Source organism: Embleya sp. NPDC001921 (assembly GCF_053594475.1).
Map to the genome: position 1 here is coordinate 81,957 of NZ_JBSFEO010000034.1, position 18,793 is coordinate 100,749.

At 72.1% G+C, this 18,793-nt stretch carries 14 protein-coding genes and 1 pseudogene; 7 read left to right on the forward strand and 8 right to left on the reverse strand.

Going from position 1 to position 18,793, the window contains the following annotated elements; translation table 11 throughout:
* Positions 1-206 precede the first annotated feature (206 nt).
* Both ACWCPW_RS33380 and ACWCPW_RS33385 read right to left on the reverse strand, forming a co-directional pair.
* Entirely contained in the window at positions 207-2,963 is a 2,757-nt protein-coding gene (locus tag ACWCPW_RS33380) for an AAA family ATPase (protein WP_449765296.1), read from the reverse strand.
* 151 nt (positions 2,964-3,114) lie between these two features.
* Entirely contained in the window at positions 3,115-5,856 is a 2,742-nt protein-coding gene (locus ACWCPW_RS33385) for an AAA family ATPase (RefSeq protein ID WP_449765297.1), read from the reverse strand.
* A 154-nt stretch (positions 5,857-6,010) separates the two neighbouring features.
* Here ACWCPW_RS33385 and ACWCPW_RS33390 point away from each other — a divergent pair, with 154 nt between their 5' ends.
* Both ACWCPW_RS33390 and ACWCPW_RS33395 read left to right on the forward strand, forming a co-directional pair.
* Positions 6,011-6,841, forward strand: coding sequence for an alpha/beta fold hydrolase (locus tag ACWCPW_RS33390; RefSeq protein WP_449765298.1), 831 nt, complete (start codon positions 6,011-6,013; stop codon positions 6,839-6,841).
* A 344-nt stretch (positions 6,842-7,185) separates the two neighbouring features.
* Positions 7,186-8,187, forward strand: coding sequence for a helix-turn-helix domain-containing protein (locus ACWCPW_RS33395; protein WP_449765299.1), 1,002 nt, complete (start codon positions 7,186-7,188; stop codon positions 8,185-8,187).
* On the opposite strand, the gene ACWCPW_RS33400 is transcribed toward ACWCPW_RS33395, so the two are convergent.
* The 3 genes and pseudogenes from ACWCPW_RS33400 to ACWCPW_RS33410 all read right to left on the reverse strand — a co-directional run bounded on the left by ACWCPW_RS33400 (position 8,102) and on the right by ACWCPW_RS33410 (position 9,903).
* The gene (locus tag ACWCPW_RS33400; RefSeq protein WP_449765300.1) at positions 8,102-8,638 is read right to left on the reverse strand and encodes a PP2C family protein-serine/threonine phosphatase; all 537 of its coding nucleotides are present in this window, start codon (positions 8,636-8,638) and stop codon (positions 8,102-8,104) included. The two genes, ACWCPW_RS33395 and ACWCPW_RS33400, sit on opposite strands and share 86 nt — an antisense overlap.
* Positions 8,639-8,675: 37 nt before the next feature.
* Positions 8,676-8,951, reverse strand: a pseudogene (locus tag ACWCPW_RS33405) (SpoIIE family protein phosphatase); the annotation flags it as partial.
* Between the two features lie 112 nt (positions 8,952-9,063).
* The gene (locus ACWCPW_RS33410; protein ID WP_449765301.1) at positions 9,064-9,903 is read right to left on the reverse strand and encodes an alpha/beta fold hydrolase; all 840 of its coding nucleotides are present in this window, start codon (positions 9,901-9,903) and stop codon (positions 9,064-9,066) included.
* Between the two features lie 323 nt (positions 9,904-10,226).
* Between ACWCPW_RS33410 and ACWCPW_RS33415 the strand changes: the two genes are divergently transcribed.
* The 5 genes from ACWCPW_RS33415 to ACWCPW_RS33435 all read left to right on the forward strand — a co-directional run bounded on the left by ACWCPW_RS33415 (position 10,227) and on the right by ACWCPW_RS33435 (position 14,087).
* The gene (locus ACWCPW_RS33415) at positions 10,227-11,048 is read left to right on the forward strand and encodes an alpha/beta fold hydrolase (protein ID WP_449765302.1); all 822 of its coding nucleotides are present in this window, start codon (positions 10,227-10,229) and stop codon (positions 11,046-11,048) included.
* Positions 11,049-11,156: 108 nt separating this feature from the next.
* Positions 11,157-11,957: an alpha/beta hydrolase gene (locus ACWCPW_RS33420; protein WP_449765303.1), complete on the forward strand. Its 801-nt coding sequence runs from the start codon at positions 11,157-11,159 to the stop codon at positions 11,955-11,957.
* An 82-nt stretch (positions 11,958-12,039) separates the two neighbouring features.
* Complete coding sequence (locus tag ACWCPW_RS33425; protein ID WP_449765304.1) at positions 12,040-12,831, forward strand: MBL fold metallo-hydrolase; 792 nt, start codon at positions 12,040-12,042, stop codon at positions 12,829-12,831.
* Between the two features lie 27 nt (positions 12,832-12,858).
* Positions 12,859-13,488: an isochorismatase family cysteine hydrolase gene (locus tag ACWCPW_RS33430; RefSeq protein WP_449765305.1), complete on the forward strand. Its 630-nt coding sequence runs from the start codon at positions 12,859-12,861 to the stop codon at positions 13,486-13,488.
* Between the two features lie 125 nt (positions 13,489-13,613).
* Positions 13,614-14,087, forward strand: coding sequence for a Dps family protein (locus ACWCPW_RS33435; RefSeq protein ID WP_449765306.1), 474 nt, complete (start codon positions 13,614-13,616; stop codon positions 14,085-14,087).
* A gap of 358 nt (positions 14,088-14,445) precedes the next feature.
* On the opposite strand, the gene ACWCPW_RS33440 is transcribed toward ACWCPW_RS33435, so the two are convergent.
* The 3 genes from ACWCPW_RS33440 to ACWCPW_RS33450 form a co-directional block, all read right to left on the reverse strand.
* Positions 14,446-15,186 carry a DUF2637 domain-containing protein gene (locus ACWCPW_RS33440; RefSeq protein ID WP_449765307.1) on the reverse strand — a complete coding sequence of 247 codons (741 nt, stop codon included), beginning with the start codon at positions 15,184-15,186 and terminating at the stop codon, positions 14,446-14,448.
* Between the two features lie 251 nt (positions 15,187-15,437).
* Positions 15,438-16,988, reverse strand: coding sequence for an MFS transporter (locus ACWCPW_RS33445; protein WP_449765308.1), 1,551 nt, complete (start codon positions 16,986-16,988; stop codon positions 15,438-15,440).
* 364 nt (positions 16,989-17,352) lie between these two features.
* The gene (locus tag ACWCPW_RS33450; protein WP_449765309.1) at positions 17,353-18,684 is read right to left on the reverse strand and encodes a serine hydrolase domain-containing protein; all 1,332 of its coding nucleotides are present in this window, start codon (positions 18,682-18,684) and stop codon (positions 17,353-17,355) included.
* Positions 18,685-18,793 lie beyond the last annotated feature (109 nt).

Below are 18,793 nucleotides of genomic sequence, written 5' to 3' on the forward strand. Positions count from 1 at the left end.
CTCGGCGCCCACGCGAACACCGACACCAGCTACCGCCGGAGGCGGTCGCGCGCATGGCTGTCACCATTGCGGAGCAGGGACTCGGACCGGCGAGAGGCGCTTTGGGCCTTGTCGACACTTCGGCCGCCAAGTGACGCATCCGAACAGCCACGGCCGACGATGATCCGATCCGGCGAACATCCCCGTCGAAACCGGGTGCTGTGGCTTTACAGGTCCGTCGTCTTCTGCAGTTGCCGGCGGGAGGTCAGGCCCAGCTTTCGGAAGATCTTGCGCAGGTGGTAGTCGACCGTACTGGCACTGATGAACATCTTCTCGGCGATTTCGGCGTTGGTGGCGCCGGCTTGGGCGAGCCTGGCGATCGCCGATTCCTGCGTGGTCAGGACGTTCACCGGGCCGGGCCCGCCGCGCTGCGGTGTCTCGCCGGTGGCGGCCAATTCCTGTGCGGCGCGGGAGGCGAAGGCGGTGGCCTGCATGGTGTCGAACATCTGCAGCGCGCTCCGAAGCGGATCGCGGGCGTCCTTGCGGCGTCGCCGGCGGCGGAGCCATTCCCCGTGGTGCAGGTACGCCACCGCGAGGTCGGCGTGCGCCCGCGTCTGCTCCAGGGTCGCTATCGCTTCCCGGTACAGCACGTCCGCGTCGTCCCCGGTGGCCATCAGGGCCCGGCAGCGCAGCAGCACGCCCCGGGCCCAGGGGGTGTCCGCCGCGGTCGCCCGGGTTTCGAGGGTGCGCAGGGCCGCCGCGGCGGCGATGCGGTCGCCGCTGCGCAGCGCCGACTCGATCAGGTACGGCAGCAGCCGCGAGTGGTAGGCGAAGACGTCGTGGCCGACCAGTTCCTCGGTGATCGCCCGGGCCGTGGCGTACTCTCCGCTGCTCAGGGCCAGGACGGCCATGCCGATGCGGGCGATCGATTCGACCGCGCCGTTGCCCAGCCACGTGCTCGCCTGCCGCGAGTCGCGCAGGACGGCTTCGAGGCCGTCCGCGTCGGCGTGCCAGGCGAGCAACTCGGGGTGGCGGTACAGGGCCCACATGTCGTCGGTGGCGCCGATGGCCGCCCGCAACTGGTTTCCCTGAGCGGAGAGTTCGTCGGCGCGGGCGAGTTGGCCCAGGTTGGTCTCGCTCAGCACCAGGCAGTACAAGGCGGTGTCGAGTTGCAGGAGCGCGCCGGCGCGGCGGGCGACGTCGGCGGCTCGGGTCATGACCGCGGTCTGGGTCGGTTCGTCCCACAGGACCATGGACAGGGTGACGACGGGCACGTACGCGCGAAGAACGGCGTCGTCGACGGTGGCCGGGTCGAGCAGCATCGCGCAGGCGGCCCGGATGTGCGGCACAGCCGCTACGTATCCGTCGGTGGCCAGCACGGCGAACGCCCGCAGGATCAGGTCGGTGCCGGCGACCGGCAGGGAGCGCGGCAGGAGGCCGTCGACGGCGGCGGCGATGTCGGCCACGGTCGTGCCGCGGATGAGGTGTTCTGCGCTGATGGCCCGGTCGATCGCCCGGACGAGCGCCACCCGGGCCAGGTCCGGCTCTTCGGCGGCGAGCAGGCGTGCGGCCTGCAGGCAGAGGGCGGGGGCTTGGCCGAACGACCCGGCGCCGCCCTGCAGCGCGGCGGCCTGCGCTCTGACCAGCAGGGCGCGGCCCCGGCCCACGTCGTCGAGCGGACTTGCGCCGTCGTCGACCGCGTCGAGCAGCGACTCGGCGCGCACCGGTGCGCCCGCGGTCAGCGCCGATTCGGCCGCGGCGAGCAACCGCTTTGCGCGTACGTCCCCTTCGGGGGTCAGCTCGGCGGCGCGGGTGAGGAACGTGGCGCGCGCCGCATGCCCGCCGCGGGCCCCGGCCCGGTCGGCGCAGCGCTCGACCTCGTCGGCGACCGCGGCGTCCGGGGCGAGGGCGGCCGCGGCCAGGTGCCAAGCCCGCCGGTCGGTGTCCGCGGGGCGGTCGGTGACCTCGGCCAGGGCTTGGTGCGCCTGCCTGCGGGCGGTGCCGGTGGCGCCTCCGTAGACGGCGGAACGTACCAGGGGGTGCCGGAACTCGGCAGTGCTGCGCAGGACGACGAGGCGTGCCGCCTCGGCAGGGGCTGCGGCGTCCATGCCGATGCCGAACATGCGTGCCGCCGCGGAGATGTAGGCCAGGTCGCCGCCGGGCGCGGCGGCGGCGAGGAGCAGCCAGGTCCGGGTCGCGGGCGGCAGTTGGCGGACCTGTTCCAGGTAGTGCCGCTCCAGCCGGTCGCCGACCGGAAGGGGGTCGGGCAGGGCGACGGCGCCCGACAATTGCTCGGCCGACAGCGACCGGCCGAGATCCGCCAGAGCCAGAGGGTTCCCGACCGTGGCGGCCACGATCTGCGCGGCTACTTGCGCGTCGAGGGGCCCGTCCGCCACTGATTCGTGCAGCAGTTCGAGGGCGAACGAGGCGGTGAGACCGGTGATTTCCACGAGGGGGACGCCGGCCGGTGCGTCGAACCCGGGGCGCGCGGCGAACAGCAGGCCGACCCCCTCGGCCTGCAGGCGGCGGGCGACGAAGGCCAGGACGCCGAGTGATTCGTCGTCCAGCCACTGGGCGTCGTCCGCGCAGACCAGCAGCGGGCGCCCGCGTGCGGTGTCGGCGAGGAACGTGAGCGTGGCCAGGCCGACCAGGAACCCGTCGGGCGGGGCGCCGTCGGCCAGGCCGCAGGCCACGCGCAGCGCCTCGTGATGCGATGCGGGCAGGGCACCGGGCTCCTTGAGGCCGTCGAGGACGGGGAGCAGGAGCCGATGCAGCCCCGCGAACGGGAGCCCCGACTCCGACTCGACTCCTGCGGCGCGCAGGACGCGCAGATCGGCGGCGGTCCGTGTCGCGTGGTCCAGAAGGGCGGTCTTGCCGATCCCCGGGTCGCCGAGCAGCAGGGCGGACCGGCTCATTCCGCTGCGTACTTCGGCGACGAACCCGTCGAGGAGCTCCGTCTCGCGGGCACGCCCTTTGAGGACCATGCAGTCACCCCTCGGAACGGAGGTACGCGGTGCCGTGCCGAGCATCCGCGCGCAGTGGGTCATTCAAGCAGCACGAACTGCGCCGCTGCAGCAACGCGTACCAACAGGCTGGAAAGCCGCCGTCTTCATGGTGGGTGCGGGCGGTCCGGCGTCAGGGCCGGGTGTCCAGCGACTCCAAGGCGTCGCGCAGCGCGGAGCGGGAGGTGATGCCCAGTTTCGGGAAGACTCGGTAGAGGTGGGCGCTGACGGTGCGCGGCGACAGGTAGAGGCGCTCGCCGATCTCCTTGTTGCTCAGCCCCGTCGCGGCGAGTTGGGCGACCTCCATCTGCTGCGCGGTCAGCAGTTCACCGCCGGTGGACGGTGTGCTGCCGGGTTCGCGCTGCACGGCCACGCCGGAGGCCCGCAGTTCCTGTTCGGCTCGGCGGCACCATGCGGTCGCGCCGATGCGGCGGAACATGTCGGCGGCGCGCTGGAGTTCCGGTCTGGCATCGCCGGGGCGGTGGTTGCGCCGGTACAGCTCGCCCAGCAGCAGCCGGAGCCGCGCGTGGTCGAACGGCCACTGCTCGGCCGCCGGCAGCGCGAGCGCGGCGCGCAGTCGTGCCGCAGCCGCCTCGGAGGCGGGGCTGGTGTCCAGCAGTGCATGCGCCGCGGCCATGTGCAGCCGCAACCGCGGCGTGCGGTCCGCGACCCGGGCGGCGTCGGCGGCGGCGATCTGGGCCGCGGCCTCTGCGGTACGTCCGCTGCGCAGCGCCGCCTCCACCAGGTCCAGCAGCATCCAGGGGCCGTAGCCCGGGCCGCTTGCGCTGTCCGGCACGCCGCCGCGCAGGCACTGCGCGTACGCGGCTTCGTAGTCGCCCTGTGACAGTTCGGCCAGGGCGAGGTTCCGGGTCGACAGGGCCAGGTGGAACCGGCTGCCGCGCGGTTCCGCCCACTGCTCGATGGTGCGGCTGTAGGCGCGGGCGCTGTCCACGTCGCCGCGGCCCGCCGCGACCCAGCCGAGCGCGCAGCGCAGGTCCTGCGCGATCAGTTCCAGATCGTGCCGCAAACACAGGTCCAAGCCGGCGTTCGCGGCCGCCTCGGCCTCGTCCCATTCCCCGGAGAGGGTGTGGTCGTGGGCCTGGAACCAGTATCCGCTGGCCGCGTACGTGAGTGCCCCTCGGCCGGTCTCGTGCTCGACCAGCCGGGCGAAGTGGTGGCGGCAGTCGTGCAGTTGGTCGATCCAGGCGGCGGCCCGGCACAGCTCCGCGATGTGGCCGGGCGGCGTGCTCCCGGTCGCGTCGGCGAGTCGTGAACCGATGCGGTCGGCTAGGCCTTGCGCGGTGCGCGGCAAGTCGGCGAGCACGTCGTAGAGCAAGGCCGTCAGCGTGTCGGGACTGCCCGCCGGGTGCTTCACCATGCCGTGCAGGCGATCCCATTCGGCCGGATCCTGGGCGTAGGAGGCCGCGACCAGCCGGACTTGGAGGATCTGGGCGGGTTCGTCGTCGGCGGCCGAGGCACGGTCGAGCAGCCGCCGGACGGCGGCGAGGTCGCCGTCCCGCAGTAGCAGGACCCGGGCACGGGTGGTCAGGCCGCGGGCCAGGTGGTCGGGCCGGTCGACGGTGCGGCGGGCTTCGTCCACGAGGCGCTGCGCGATGTCCATCTGCCCGGATTCGCTGGCCAGTTCGGCGGCGCGTTGGAGCCGGCGCGCGGTGGGACCGGGTTCCGGGGTGAGTGCGGCGGCGCGGCGCAGCGCGGTGACCGCGAGCCCGGCGCCGCCGCGGGTGGACAGGGCGTCGGCGGCGCTCTCGATCTCCGCGGCGACGTTCTCGTCCGGTTCGACGGTGGCGGCCGCGAGGTGCCACATCCTGCGTTCCGGGTCGCGCCGGTACTGCTCCGCCAGCGTCGCGTGTGCCTCGCGGACTTCGTCGGGCGAGGCGGTGGCGATGATCGCCGAGCGCACGAGCGGGTGGCGGAACCGCAGGCCCGAGGGGGTGGAGTCGCGGGAGATCAGGCCCTGGCGCTCGATGTCGAGGATGTCGTGCGCGGTCAGACCGCTGGGGCGGCGCAGGTCGGTGGCGTTCTCCAGCCCGTCGCCGTCCAGCGCGGTGCGCAGCAGCGCGGCGCGCTGCGGGGCGGGCAGCGTCAGGGCGCGGCTGGCGTACCCGGTCTCCAGGCGGCTGCGCAGCGGTGCGCCGGAGGGCAGCAGGTCCAGGCTGTCGGCGGCTTCGGTGCCGAAGGCGTGCGGGAGTTCGGCGATCGCGAGCGGGTTGCCCGCGGCGTCGGCGAGCACCCGGTCCCGTACGGCGGGAGGCAGGTCTGGATGGAGTTCGCCGAGGAGTTCGTGCGCGGCGTCGTGGGCCAGCGGCTGGACCTCGAGCATGCCGATGCCGGGGGACACCCGTTCGGTCGCGGTCAGCGGCCGGCGGGCGAACAGGGCGCGGATGTCGTACTGCTCCAGGCGCAGGATCAGGAACATCATGACTTCGCGCGTCGGGTGGTCCACCCAGTGCGCGTCCTCGACCGCGATCAGCACCGGGCCGTCCTCGGCGACCGCGGCCATCACCGACAAGGAGGCGATGGACACGGCCAGGCGGTCGGGCGTCGGACCGTCCTGGAAGCCCATCACCCGGAGCAGCGTGTCGCGGTGGAACGGCTCGATCCGGTCGAAGTGGCCGAGCACCGGGGCGAATAGCTGGTGCAGGCCGGCCCAGGCCATCTGGGCCTCGGTCTCGTAGCCGGTACCGCCCAGGACGCGCATGCCCTGTTGCCGGGCGTGGGCCACCGCCTCGCGCAGCAGCACCGATTTCCCGACTCCCGGGTCCCCGTGCAGGGTCAGGTTGAGCGGTGCCGAAGGCACCCGGTCCACGGTCGCCCGGATGGCCGCCATTTCCTGCTCACGACCGATGATGCGCACGCGTGCGCTCCTTCCCCCGTCCGGTGCGGAAACCGGTCCTTGGACAACGTGGCGGCACGGTGATCGGTCGCGCGCCGCTGTATGCAGTCAGATGACTGATGGCACCGCCGAGGCCCCGCAGCAGACTGGTCGAGTCTGCGAAGGAGCCACAGCGATGCCGATCGTCCGCGTCCACCCCGGCGCCCCTGATGAAGTCGTCCTTGCCTACGAGGCGGTCGGCGCCGGGCCCGCGGTGGTCCTGGTGCACGGCTGGCCGTTCACATCGCGGTTCTGGGACGGGCAGATGCGCACTCTTGTCGAGGCCGGCTGCCGAGCCATCCGCTACGACCGGCGCGGTACCGGCGGATCCGCTCACCCGTGGACCGGGCACGACCCGCAGACGATGGCCGGCGATCTGCTCGCGCTCCTGGACCACTTGGACGTCGGCCGCGTCTCGGTGGTGGCCTTCGGGTCGGCGGCCGCCGAGACCGCCCGCGCCGCGGTGCTGGCGCCGGAGCGCTTCGACCGGCTGGTCTTGGCCGGGGCCGTGGTGGCCTCCGCTGCGGGCGGCCGGATCCAGGATCTGGCCGGCGCGGCGCGCCGGCACCGGATCGCGATGCTCGACGACCTGATCGGCCGGTGTTTCTCGGTCGACGGGGAACGGGTGCTGGACGAACCGACCCTGCGGCACCTGGTGCACGAGGCGGCGTCGTCGTCCGCGCAGAGCACACTGGACGCGCTGGCCGGCTGGTCCGCCGAGGACCTTCTCGCCGACCTGGCCCGTGTCGTCCAGCCAGTGCTGGTCGTGCACGGGGGCGCCGACGCGTTCATGCCCTACGCGACGACCGGGGCCAGGGCAGCCACCGCGGCCCCGCGCGCGATGTCGATCGTGATCGGCAATGCCCCCCACGCGATGCCCCTTACTCATCAGCGCGAATTCGATTCGGCGGTCATGGACTTCCTCGGTGCCCCGGCCGGGCCGGAAGGCGCCTCCGAGGCGGAGTGACCCGGTCGGCCGGCAGGCGCGGCCGCAGCCGCGTCCCGGACCGTCCCAAGATCGTCGCAAGCCGGGGCGTGCGCACGCTTGCCCCTGGCTGCCAGGTTCGCGACCCTGCGTGCCATCCGCCGCCCGGCGGAACGATCCGGGCACGTCACCCGCGTCGCGCACGGTGCCGGCGGGGAACGGCGGTCCGACCCGAGTCCTCCACTACGTGCCGTACGTGGTTTGCGCGGGCAACCTGCAGGAGGAGCATCGGACGGTCGGTATCTCCTCGGCAGGCGGGAGCACGTCCATGCCGTTCGTCAGTGCAGGCAGCGCGCTCCCCGCCGGGAGCCGTCCGAGGGGGCGGCTTGCTGCTCCTGGACACTGAACACGTGCCGCCGGCGGACCGGATCGAGGCGTTCCACGCGGTGGCGACCGGTGCGACAGGGGCAAGTTCGGCCGAACACGAGCTGGACCAGCGCGGCGACTTCCGCAAGCGGGTCGAGGCGTGGACGTTCGGACCCGTGGTGCTGTTCGCGACCACCGGGTCGGGCATGCGGTACTGGCAGACCGCCCGACACCTGCGGATGGACTCGTGGAACACCGTCTCGGTCATCACCCAGGCAGCCGGGCGGGGCGGCTTCATCTGGAACGACCACCAGCAGGTCGTCACCGCTGACGACCTCGTGCTGACCTCCAAGAGCGCCGGCTACTGGGAGACCCGCTGGTCCGGAACGGGCACCAGCATCGCGTTCATGGTGGACGCCGAACAGGTGGGGCTGCCCGAGCGGATGATCCACAGCGCCGTCCCGCTGATCGCGCACAGCCCGGTCACCCCGTTGCTGCTGTCGCACCTGCGCGCGCTGCGCCTCGATGCGGACCGGCTGGTGGACACCGCGGCGGCCGCCGAGATCGGTGCGTCGACGTTGGCGCTGACCCGGGCCATGGTGGCGTCCCTGGCGGAACGCCCGGTGCGGCGCTCGGTGGCGGAGGAGACGCTGCTCGTCCGCATCCTGGCCTACGTCCGGGCGCACTTGGGCGATCCCGGGCTGACGCCGGCCAGGGTCGCCGCGGTGCACAACGTCTCGCTGCGGTCGCTGTACCGGGCATGCGAGGCGGGCGGCGTCGGCCTCGAGCAGTGGATCATCCGGCGGCGCCTGGAGGCCGCCCGCCGGGACCTCGTGGATCCCGGGCAGGCACACCGGACCATCGACGCGATCGCGCGGTCGTGGGGCTTCGCCGGCCCGTCCCACTTCGCCCGCCGCTTCCGGGACGCGTACGGCGTCACACCGCGCGTGTGCCGCGCCGTGGCCGGGACGGCGTCGATGCGGGGGCCGGTGTCGGAGCCGCCGCCGGCGCCGACGGAGTAGGGCGCGGGACCGAGCAGGCCAGGAGCGCCGCGTCGTCGGTGACGACGTGGCCGGGAAGGTGCAGCAACTCCGCGACGGCGTCCGCGGCTTCGGTGGCACCGGTCGGGGCGGCCGCGGCCAGTGAGCGGATGAACCACTCCTCGCCGCCGAGGTACGAGCCGTCCGCCGCCCGGACGTCGGTGACGCCGTCGGTGTAGAGGAGGAGTGTGTCGCCGGGGGCCAAGGCGACCGTGGAAGCGGTCAATTCCAGGTCGTCGCAGACCCCCGGCATCATGCCCGGGGCAAGCCTCACCGGCTGCGGACGGCGGGCCGGCGCGGAGGCCGGCAGCAAGGGGGCGGGGTGCCCGGCCGCCACAAGAGTGGCCGAGGCGCCCTGCGCGGTCGGTTCGATCAGGGCGCACACGGCGGTGCACAGGTTCGTCCGGCCCTGCGAATTGCCGGAGGAGAACACGGTTGAGCGCCCGAAGTGCGTCAGCGGGGTCGCCGCTGCGGACGAAGGCGAGCCGCAGCGCGGAGCGGCACAGGACGCTGAGTGCCGCGGCTTCGGCACCTTTCCCGCACACATCCCCGAGCAGGACCGCCCATCGGCCGCGGCCCGGGCCGAACACACAGTAGAAGCCCCCGCCCACCCCCGCTGCGCTGAACGGGCTGCTGAAGGCCGCGAATTCGACGCCTGGGACGGCAGGCATCGCCGGCGGGCGCAGCATGCCGGCGAGGGCGCCGCCGGCGACGGCGCGGTCCGCGGACGCATCGAGCGCAGTCATGGTCGCTCCTACGCTCTCTGGCCGGGCGCGCTCCGGCGCGCCCGGCCAGAGAGCGGAATCACAAGCTGCAGTTCACGGTGTCGCCGCGGAATCGCCGGAGCCGCCGACCGCGTCAGTCGGTCGCGCGGGCCGCGTCGACGATGATCCGGTACGCCGCGTCGGGGTGCGACATCATCACCACGTGCGAGGAATCGACCTCCCGCACTGTGCTGTTCGCGCGCTTGGCCATGAAGCGCTGCGCGTCGGCCGGGATGACCTTGTCCTGGCGCGGGATCAGGTACCAGGACGGCACGGCCTTCCAGGCCGGCACGCCGCTGCCGGTGGACAACCCCTCGATGCTGCCCGGACGCTGGCTCGCGGCCATGACCCGGGTCTGGGACGCGGGCAGGTCGGCGGCGAAGACAGCTCGGAACTTGTCGTCCTTGATGTAGCCGTCGTGCCCGTACTTTTCGTCGCCCAGCGGGTATTGCCTGACCTCCAGCGCCGCGCCGAGTTCACTGCCGGGGAACTGCTGCGCGATGCCCAGCGGCGTCTCGCCTTCATCGAGGGCGAACGCGCCCAGGTAGACCAGGGCCTTGACATTGGCGTGGCCGCGAGCCGCGTTCGTGATGACCGCGCCGCCGTACGAGTGGCCGGCCAGGATGACCGGACCGCTGATGCTGTCGATGACGCTGGAGATGTACGCCGCGTCTCCGGGGAGATCGCGCAGCGGGTTGGCCGGCGCGATCACCTGGTAGCCCGCGCGCCGCAGCTTCCCGATCACCTCGTCGAATCCCGAGGCGTCCGCGAACACGCCGTGGACGAGGACGACGGTCGGCTTCGGTGCGGAGTCGCCGTGGCGCTCGGAGAAGTCCGGGGCACCGTAGGCGATGGCGCCGGCAGACCCGGCGAGGAGCGCGACCGAGGTGGTGACCACGGCCAGAGTCCGGTGGGAGCGGCGGGGGAGCTTCATGTCGTACTCCTGACGTCGGCGAGCTCGGATGGCGTGCTTCGAGACTGCTGGTCGGGGACACGACTCCGCTTCTGTCGTCTTACTGCACTTCGGCGGCGCCGATCCCGGGCCCAGGTGCAGTCATCTGTCCGATGGCAGAACGCGCGTGGCTGACTTAGCGTCAGTCGGGAGGAGATGAGGTGCGCAGCGGACGCCCCGCACCGAGCTCCTCACCGCTCGTTGCGTTCCGTGCCCGATCGGCCGGAACGCCGTCGGGGGACCACCGCGGTCCGCGAACCACCACACGCCGGATCACTCCAGGCCACTCGTGAGAGGAAACAGCCATGCCCTTCATCACGACGAACGACGGCACCGAGATCTTCTACAAGGACTGGGGCCAAGGGCAGCCCGTCGTGTTCAGCCACGGCTGGCCGCTGAACGCCGACGCCTGGGACGAGCAGCTCAACCTGGTGGCGTCGCACGGCTACCGCGCCATCGCGCACGACCGCCGTGGCCACGGGCGTTCCGCGCAGCCGTGGGCCGGCAACGACATGGACACCTACGCCGATGACCTCGCCCGGCTGATCGAAGACCTGGACCTGCGCGACATCGTGCTCGTCGGCCACTCCACCGGCGGCGGCGAGGTCACCCGCTACATGGGCCGGCACGGCACCGGCCGGGTCGCCAAGGCGGTCCTGCTCGGGGCGGTCCCGCCCCTCATGCTCAAGACCGACGCCAACCCCAACGGCCTCCCGATCGAGGCGTTCGACGCCATCCGCGCCGGGGTGGCCGCCGACCGCTCGCAGTTCTACTACGACCTCAGCTTCCCCTTCTACGGCTTCAACCGGGACGGCGCCCCGGTGTCCGAGGGGATCTCCCGCGCGTTCTGGGCGCAGTCCATGCAGGTCGGGATCAAGGGCGCGCTGGACTGCATCAAGGCCTTCTCAGAGACCGACCTGACCGAGGACCTGAAGCGCATCGACGTCCCCACCCTCATCGCGCACGGCGACGACGACCAGATCGTGCCGATCGGCGCCTCGGCCCTGAAGTCGGCCGAACTCGTCAAGAACGCGACGCTCAAGGTCTACCCCGGCCGACCGCACGGCCTGTACGGCGACTTCAAGGACGAGTTCAACGCCGACCTGCTGGCGTTCCTCGCCTCCTGAACCCCCCGCACCGCAGCAACCGGCACCAACCGGCACGGCATCACCCGGCATCCCCCGGCGCCGTCCACCAGACCGCAGCTCCGCCACCGCCACTCGCGAGGATTCCACATGAGCAGCACGCCGGACACGATCGTCCTCATCCACGGCTTCTGGGTCACCCCCCGCAGCTGGGAGCACTGGATCACCCGCTACAAGGCCAAGGGCTTCCGGGTCCTGGCTCCTGCCTACCCCGGTTTCGACATCGAGGTCGAGGCGCTCAACGCCGACCCCAGCGCGGTCGAGCACCTCGAAGTGGCGGAGATCCTCGCCTCGTTGCAGGGCCTCATCCACGACCTGGACAAGCCGCCGATCCTCATGGGGCACTCGGCCGGCGGGGTGTTCACGCAGCTCCTGCTCGACCGCGGCTACGGTGCCTGCGGGGTCGCGATCAACTCGGCACCCACCGAAGGCGTCGTCGTCACCCCGCTGTCCCAGATCCGGGCGACGTTCCCGATTCTGCGCAACCCCGCCAACCGGCACAAGGCCGTGGGTCTGACCTACGACCAGTGGCGCTACGCCTTCACCAACACCTTCCCCGAGGACCAGGCCAAGGCCACCTACGAGCGCTACCACGTGCCCGCCTCGGGGCACGTGTTCTTCGGCAGCGCCCTGGCCAACGTCCGTCCCGGACACGGGGACACGTACGTGGACTACCACAACGCGGACCGCAAGCCCCTGCTCTTCCTCTCCGGCGAGAACGACAACCTGATGCCGCCCAAGGTCCAGGCGTCCAACGCCAAGCACTACAAGGCCCCCGGCACCGTCACCGAACACGTCGTGATCCCCGGCCGCGCGCACCTGATGCCCGCGGAGGACGGCTGGGAAGAGGTAGCCGACCGCGCCCTGGACTGGGCGCTGGCGCACGCCTGACGACCGGCTCTTCGCCGCACACCGGGCCCGGGGCGCCTGCACAGGGTGCGCGTCCCGGGCCGGACCATCCGAGGAGACTGCTGTGAGCGACGTGCGCGTCACGCACATCGGCGGCCCGACCGTGCTGATCGAAGCCGAGGGCTGGACCCTGCTGACCGACCCGACATTCGATCCGCCCGGCCGCCGCTACGCGTTCGGGTGGGGCACCTCGTCCCGCAAGGTGGCCGGCCCCGCCCTCCGCCCGGGCGACCTCCCGGACATCGACGCCGTGCTGCTGACCCACGACCACCACGGGGACAACCTCGACGACGCCGGCCGTACTGTCGCCGCCGCCGCGGGAACGCTCGTGACCACCCCTTCCGGGGCCCGCCGCCTCGGCGCGCACGCCCGGGCGCTGCGGCCATGGCAGACCACCCGGCTGAGCGCACCCGGCCGCCCGGACATCGAGATCACCGCGACCCCCGCCCGCCACGGCCCGCCGCTCTCCGGGCCGGTCGTGGGGCAGGTCTCCGGATTCGCGCTCGCATGGGAGGGCCAGCGCCACGGAGCGCTGTGGATCTCCGGCGACACCGTCCTGTTCGGCGGCGTACGCGAGGTCGCCCGGCGGTTCACCGTGGGCACCGCGCTGCTGCACCTGGGCGGCGTCCGGTTCCCCCTCACCGGCCCGGTCCGCTACACCATGACGGCCCGCCAAGCGCTGCGGCTCTGCACCGAAATGCGTCCGCACACCGCCTTTCCCGTGCACTACGAGGGCTGGCGGCACTTCGCCGAGGGCCGCGCCGGCATCGAACGGGCGCTCGCGGCAGCCCCGTCCGAGACCCGTGACCGGATCCGCTGGCTGCCCCTCGGCGCGCCGCACGACCACGAAGCCTGACACCCCGCTGAGCCAGGAGGCACGGCCATGACCACTGTCTACGACCCCGCCACCACCGCACTGCTCATCGTCGACCCGTACAACGACTTCCTGTCCGAGGGCGGCAAACTCTGGCCGCACGCCGAGGCCGTCGCCAAGAGCGTGGACCTGCACGAGCACATGCGACGCATCCTCGCCGCGGCCCGAGCCGCGGGCATCCGGGTGTTCTTCGTCCCGCACCGGCGCACCGCCCCCGGCGACTACGAGGGCTGGGCCCGGCTGTCCGCCTCCCAGGCCGCCACCCGCGACGCGCGGATCTTCGAACAGGGCTCCTGGGGCGGCACCTTCCACCCCGACTTCCAGCCCGCCGACGACGACATCGTGGTGCACGAGCACTGGTCCGCAAGCGGGTTCGCCAACACCGACCTCGACCTGCAGCTCAAGCAGCGCGGCATCAGCCATGTGGTGCTGATCGGGATGCGCGCCAACACGTGCATCGACACCACAGCGCGCTTCGCACAGGAACTCGGCTACCACGTAACCCTCGTCAAGGACGCCATCGCCGCCTTCCACCCCGACGAGATGCACGCGACGGTCGAACTCAACGCCCCCACCTACGCGCACGCCATCCCGGACACCCGCGAGCTCCTTGACGCGCTGCCGTCGCACCAGGGCTGATCTGGTGGCCGGCACGACCCCACCCGCCCCGGTGCCCGGCCGACCGGCCCCGGCTACCAACTGACCGGCCCGCGGCCCCCGGCCGACCTGCCCGGCTCCCGACCCCCACCCCCAGGAGAAACTCAATGCCCGGCACCTCCGCACTCCTCCCGACCGCCGACCGCGACGTCGTCGGCACCGCACTCCAGGAGACGTTGGTGGACCTGCTCCACCTCGCCGCGACCGCCAAGCAGGCCCACTGGAACCTCTACGGCCCGCGCTTCCGATCCGTACACCTCGAACTCGACGAAATCGTCGAAACGGCACGGACCTTCGCGGACACCGTCGCCGAACGCTCCGCCACCATCGGAGTCGCCCCGGACGGCCGCCCGGACGCCACCGCCAAGGCGGGCTTCTCGGCAGACGTGCCGGCCGGCCCCCTGTCCGACACCGACGTCGTCGACACCTTCACCACCGCAGTCGCGGACCTGTCCGTGCGCATGCGCCGACGCATCGCCGACACCGAGGGCCTGGACGCGGTCTCCCAGGACCTCCTGATCGCGACCACCGCGGCCCTGGAGAAGCACCACTGGATGCTCCGCGCCGAAAACACCGTCTGACCACCACCGCCACGCCCGACCGCCCCCGGCCGCACCGCCCGGACAAGCCCACGCCCGGTCGCACAACCCCCCGTCCCAGCGTGGGGCCGGAGCCGTAGACCCGGCCCCACGCTGCTCGTTGTGCGCAGACCTCAGGCCCCCGCCGCTGCCAAGGACGGCCCTTGCCCCTGCCGACATAGCCTTTTGGCATCGACCCTGATCGGACACCGTACGGTTCGCCCGCGCTGCTGGTCCGCTCGGTCGCGCAGACCGACGCCTGGGGGCTGAAGGCGGAGACGGCCCGCACCACGCTGACCATGTACGCGCCCTCCGCCCGCGGACACTCCGGCGCGGGCACAGCGGACAGGTCGTGACCAGCTCACATGCCGTGGCCGGGCCGATCCACGGCACCCCGGAGTTGCGTCACCAGCTCCCGCGATCGTGTCGCGCCGACCTTGAGCTCTTTGCGGAGTGACTCCGCCGAGATGGGGCGGCGATGTTGCCGCCAGTGCGGCGCGTCGGCTTCGCGCGCTCGGGTGATCAGATCGTCGTGTCCCTGAGCAACCCTCACCACAGCAGGCGCCTCCAAGGCCTTGGTCGCTTGCTGAGCGGTCCTTGGCCGATCCTTGTCAACGTTGGTCTCATCAACTCGGCTTTCCGTAGGCAACAGGCCCTGTGGCCGGGCCGGGTCCGTTCGCTGCAGAGCTTCGAGGCCCCCGGGGGCGACCTCAGCCCACCCGATCAGGAGGAGCGGGCCGACAGCGTCGAACTCCGCACGGCCGTAGTGGTGGGTGATCAGTGGCTCGGCGACGTTGAGGCCGAGGGTCATCGGGCTGGAGAAGACGAGCAAGCGCCGGGCTGGAGCGATGACGGAGCTTTCGGCGCCCTGGATCACCAGACGTCGGATGGCGAGCAGCAGCCCAAGGATCGACAGGTCGACGGCCGGCGCCACCAGCGGGGCCACCCAGGGGAAGACACCGAGGCGTAGGGCGAGCGCCCACACGTTTCCGAAGCCGAACAGGAACGTGAGCCCCACGACGGCACCCGTCAGGCCGGTGACCGCGCGGACGACCGGATCGTGGCTCGACGAGGCGCTGGTGACGGCATAGTGCCTGGTCACGACAGCACCACCAGCTTCTGCAGGGGCTGGGTCATGGTGCGGGCGTAGTGGTTTTGTCCGACCCTCGGACACAGAACACAACTCCAACAAGCGCGGGTCGAGGCTTCCCTCGACCCGCGCTTTTTGCGTTCCGGGACCGTACGTGGGCTGCAGCCCGAACGCGTCTGTTGGGCACACCCTCTGGACACGCAGCCCGAGCGTCCCCGGGCGGTGGCCGATCTCGGCTCTCCGGCGAGCCGGGCCGCGTCTGGTCAGCCTCCCGGCTTCGGGGGGCCGTCGCCGCGGAGGCGTTCCAGGTCGGAGGCGCGGACCTGGATGACGAACATCGCGATCACGGCGGCGATCACCGCGAAGATCGCGGCCGTCACGAAGGCGGCGGAGATGCCCGTGGTCAGCACTTCGTGGCTCCAGGGCGGGGGCAGGTCGCCGGTGCGCTCGAAGGCGGCGCGTTCGGCCGGGGTGGCCTGGGCGAGGAATTCCGGGACCTGGTCCTTGGCCTCGTTGCGGTTGGCGGTGCCGAAGACGGTCACCAGGATGGACAGGCCGAGCGAACCGCCCACCTGCTGGGTCGCGTTGAGCAGACCCGAGGCGGCGCCCGTTTCGCGGGCGGCGACGCCGGAGACGGCCATCAGGGTCAGCGACACGAACTGCATGCCCATGCCGACGCCGAAGACCAGCGTCGGGCCCAGGATGCTGCCGGCGTAGGTGCTGTGCACGTCGGTACGGGTCAGCCAGGCGAGGCCGGCCGCCGCCAGGAGGGCGCCGACGACCATGAAGGGTTTGGGTCCGTAGCGCGGCAGCAGTTGCGACGCGAAGCCGGCGCCGATCGCGATCACCGCGCTGATCGGGAGGAAGGCCAGACCGGCCTCGATCGGGCTGAAGCCCAGGACGTCCTGGACGAACAGGGTCAGGAAGAAGAACATCCCGAAGATCGCCGCCGCCAGGCACAACATGATGCCGTACGTGCCCGACCGGTTGCGGTCCGCGAACATCCCCAGCGGGGTGATCGGCTGCCTGGATCTGCGCTCGATGGAGAGGAAGACGGCGAGCAGGACGACGGCCGCCGCGAACGCCGCGAGGGTCAGGCTGTCCCGCCAGCCCTCCTGGGCGGCCCGGATGAAGCCGTACACGAGCGAGCCGATGCCCAGCGTGGAGGTGAGCGCGCCGAGCAGGTCGAAGTGGCCGGGATGTCGCTCGGACTCCCTGATGTAGCGCGGCGTGGCCAGCGCGATCAGCACGCCGATCGGCACGTTGACGAAGAACACCCACCGCCAGTCCAGCCATTCGACCAGGATTCCGCCGGCCAGCAGCCCGATCGCGCCGCCGCCCGCGGAGACCGCCGCGAAGACGCCGAAGGCCCGGTTGCGGGCCGGGCCTTCCGGAAAGGTCGTGGTGATCAGGGCGAGCGCGGTCGGGGACGCGATGGCGCCGCCGACGCCTTGCAGCGCCCGGGCGGCGAGCAGTTGCGGCGCGGTCTGCGCCAGTCCACCGAGTAGCGAGGCGATCACGAACAGCAACACGCCGAAGATGAACACCCGCCGGCGGCCCAGGATGTCGCCCGCGCGCCCACCGAGCAGCAGCAGACCGCCGAAGGTGAGCGTGTACGCGTTGAGCACCCAGGACAGGCTGGTGGTGGAGAACTCCAACGAGCGCTGGATGTGCGGCAGCGCGATGTTCACGATGGTGATGTCCAGCACCACCATGAGCTGGCACGAGGCGATCACCGCGAGCGCGGCGCCATTGCCGCCGCTTCGTTTCGGTCCGGCGGCGGTCTGCGAGGGTTTCGCGTGAGGATTCGCCATGATGGGGGTCCCGCGGTTGCCGAAGGCCGCGCCACGCGGCCGGTTGCCGAAGGCCGCGCCACGCGGCGCCGTCCGGCGGGAATCGACGGGCTGCGACCGATCCGGTGCGGTTCGGCGGTCCCGACGATCCGGTGTGCGTCGACCACCCCGGCGATCCGGCAATGGTGCGCCCGATCGCACGGGGTGCGCTCACTCGTTCGACCGTAAGCCCGGACCCGAACCGGCACCACCCGGGCGGCCTGCCACCCGCCGGATGACGCGGACCGGATCCGGGCCCACCGGCGGACCGGATCCGGGCCCACCGGACGGTGCTCCCCGGTGCTCCCCGCTGCTCCGCTGCTCCCCGAAGCGGCCCGGCCGCGGGTCAGGCGGTCTTCGGCGTGGCCCGTACGCCCATGTGTATGTACCGCGAGCCGTCGGCGAGTTCGTAGAACACCATGCTGTCCCACAGCGGGCTGCCCTCGCGGCGGCCCACGAACGTGGTCTCGTCGACGGGTATCAGATCCCAGTCCATCGGCGGCGAGATGTCGGCCAGCGCGCCGGTGACCCGGATGTTCAGGTGCAGCTTGGCGTCGTCCTCGACGGTCACCGTGGCGAGGCAGCCCACCCGCTCGTACGTCCCGGCGTAGCGCGCGACGTCCACCTCCACCGGCGTGTCGGGCGGGCCGAGCAGCTCGGGCATCTCGACGTCCGCGAGCACGGCGAACAGCTCGGCGCCCAGGGTGCGTTGCAGCGCGGACGTCTCACCGCCGTTGGCCAGCAGGCAGACCACCGTGCCGGTGTCGGGCAGGACCCAGAGCATCGCGGACTGGCCGATGGTGTTGCCCGCGTGCAGGATCACCCGGTGCCCGGACCACTCGTCGAGGATCCAGCCGATCCCCCACTCCGGCGCGAGCGTGTACGGGTTCGGCAGGCGCACCTGCGGCTCGGTCATCGCGCCCGGCTCGGCCAGCAGTTCGGTGCCCAGGTGGGCCAGGCCGAACGCGACCACGTCGCTCGCGCGCGCGCAGATCAGCCCGGCCGGCCCCATCGCCCGGGTCAGGCCCCATACCGGGGTGGGGTTGCCGTCCTCGACGTGCCCCGTCGCCGCGCTGAACCGCAGCACGTCCTCCGGCAGCGTCCAGGTGTGCGTCAGGCCCAGGGGTTCGCAGATCTGCTCGCGCAGTGCCGCGTCCCAGGTCTTGCCGGTGAGCCGCTCGATGATCCGTCCGGCGATCACGAAGCCGGAGTTGCAATACGAGAACGACTCGCCGATCGGGTGGTTCTGGGTCAGCTCGGCGCAGGCCGCGACGTACTTCTCCAGACAGTCGTCGCCGCGCCCGGAGTCCAGGAACAGGTCGCCGTCGATACCGGAGGTGTGCGTCAGCAGGTGCCGCACCGTCACCGTCTTGGTCACCTGCGCGTCGGCGACCTTGAACTCGGGCAGCAGGTCGACGACCGGCGTGTCCAGGGTGAGCCGGCCCTGCTCGGCCAGCAGCATGAGCTGAGTGGCCGTCCACACCTTGCTCACCGAGCCGATCTGGAACAGCGAATCGGTCGAGACGGGAGTGCCCGTGTCCTTGTTCAGCACCCCGGCGACAAAGGTGTGGACCTCACCCTCGTGCGCGAACGCCAGGCTCGCGCCCGGCACGTCGTATCGGGTGATCAGCTCGGCGAGACGGGCATTCCAGTGGGCGGAGTCGACGGTTGCGGCCATGGGACCTCTTTCGCGAGTGGGCTCGGCGGCGTACCGGCACGCTACGCGGACGAACCGCTCCCGCTCATGGCCGTGACGACGAACCCGAGGGCAACCCTTGGTGCGAACG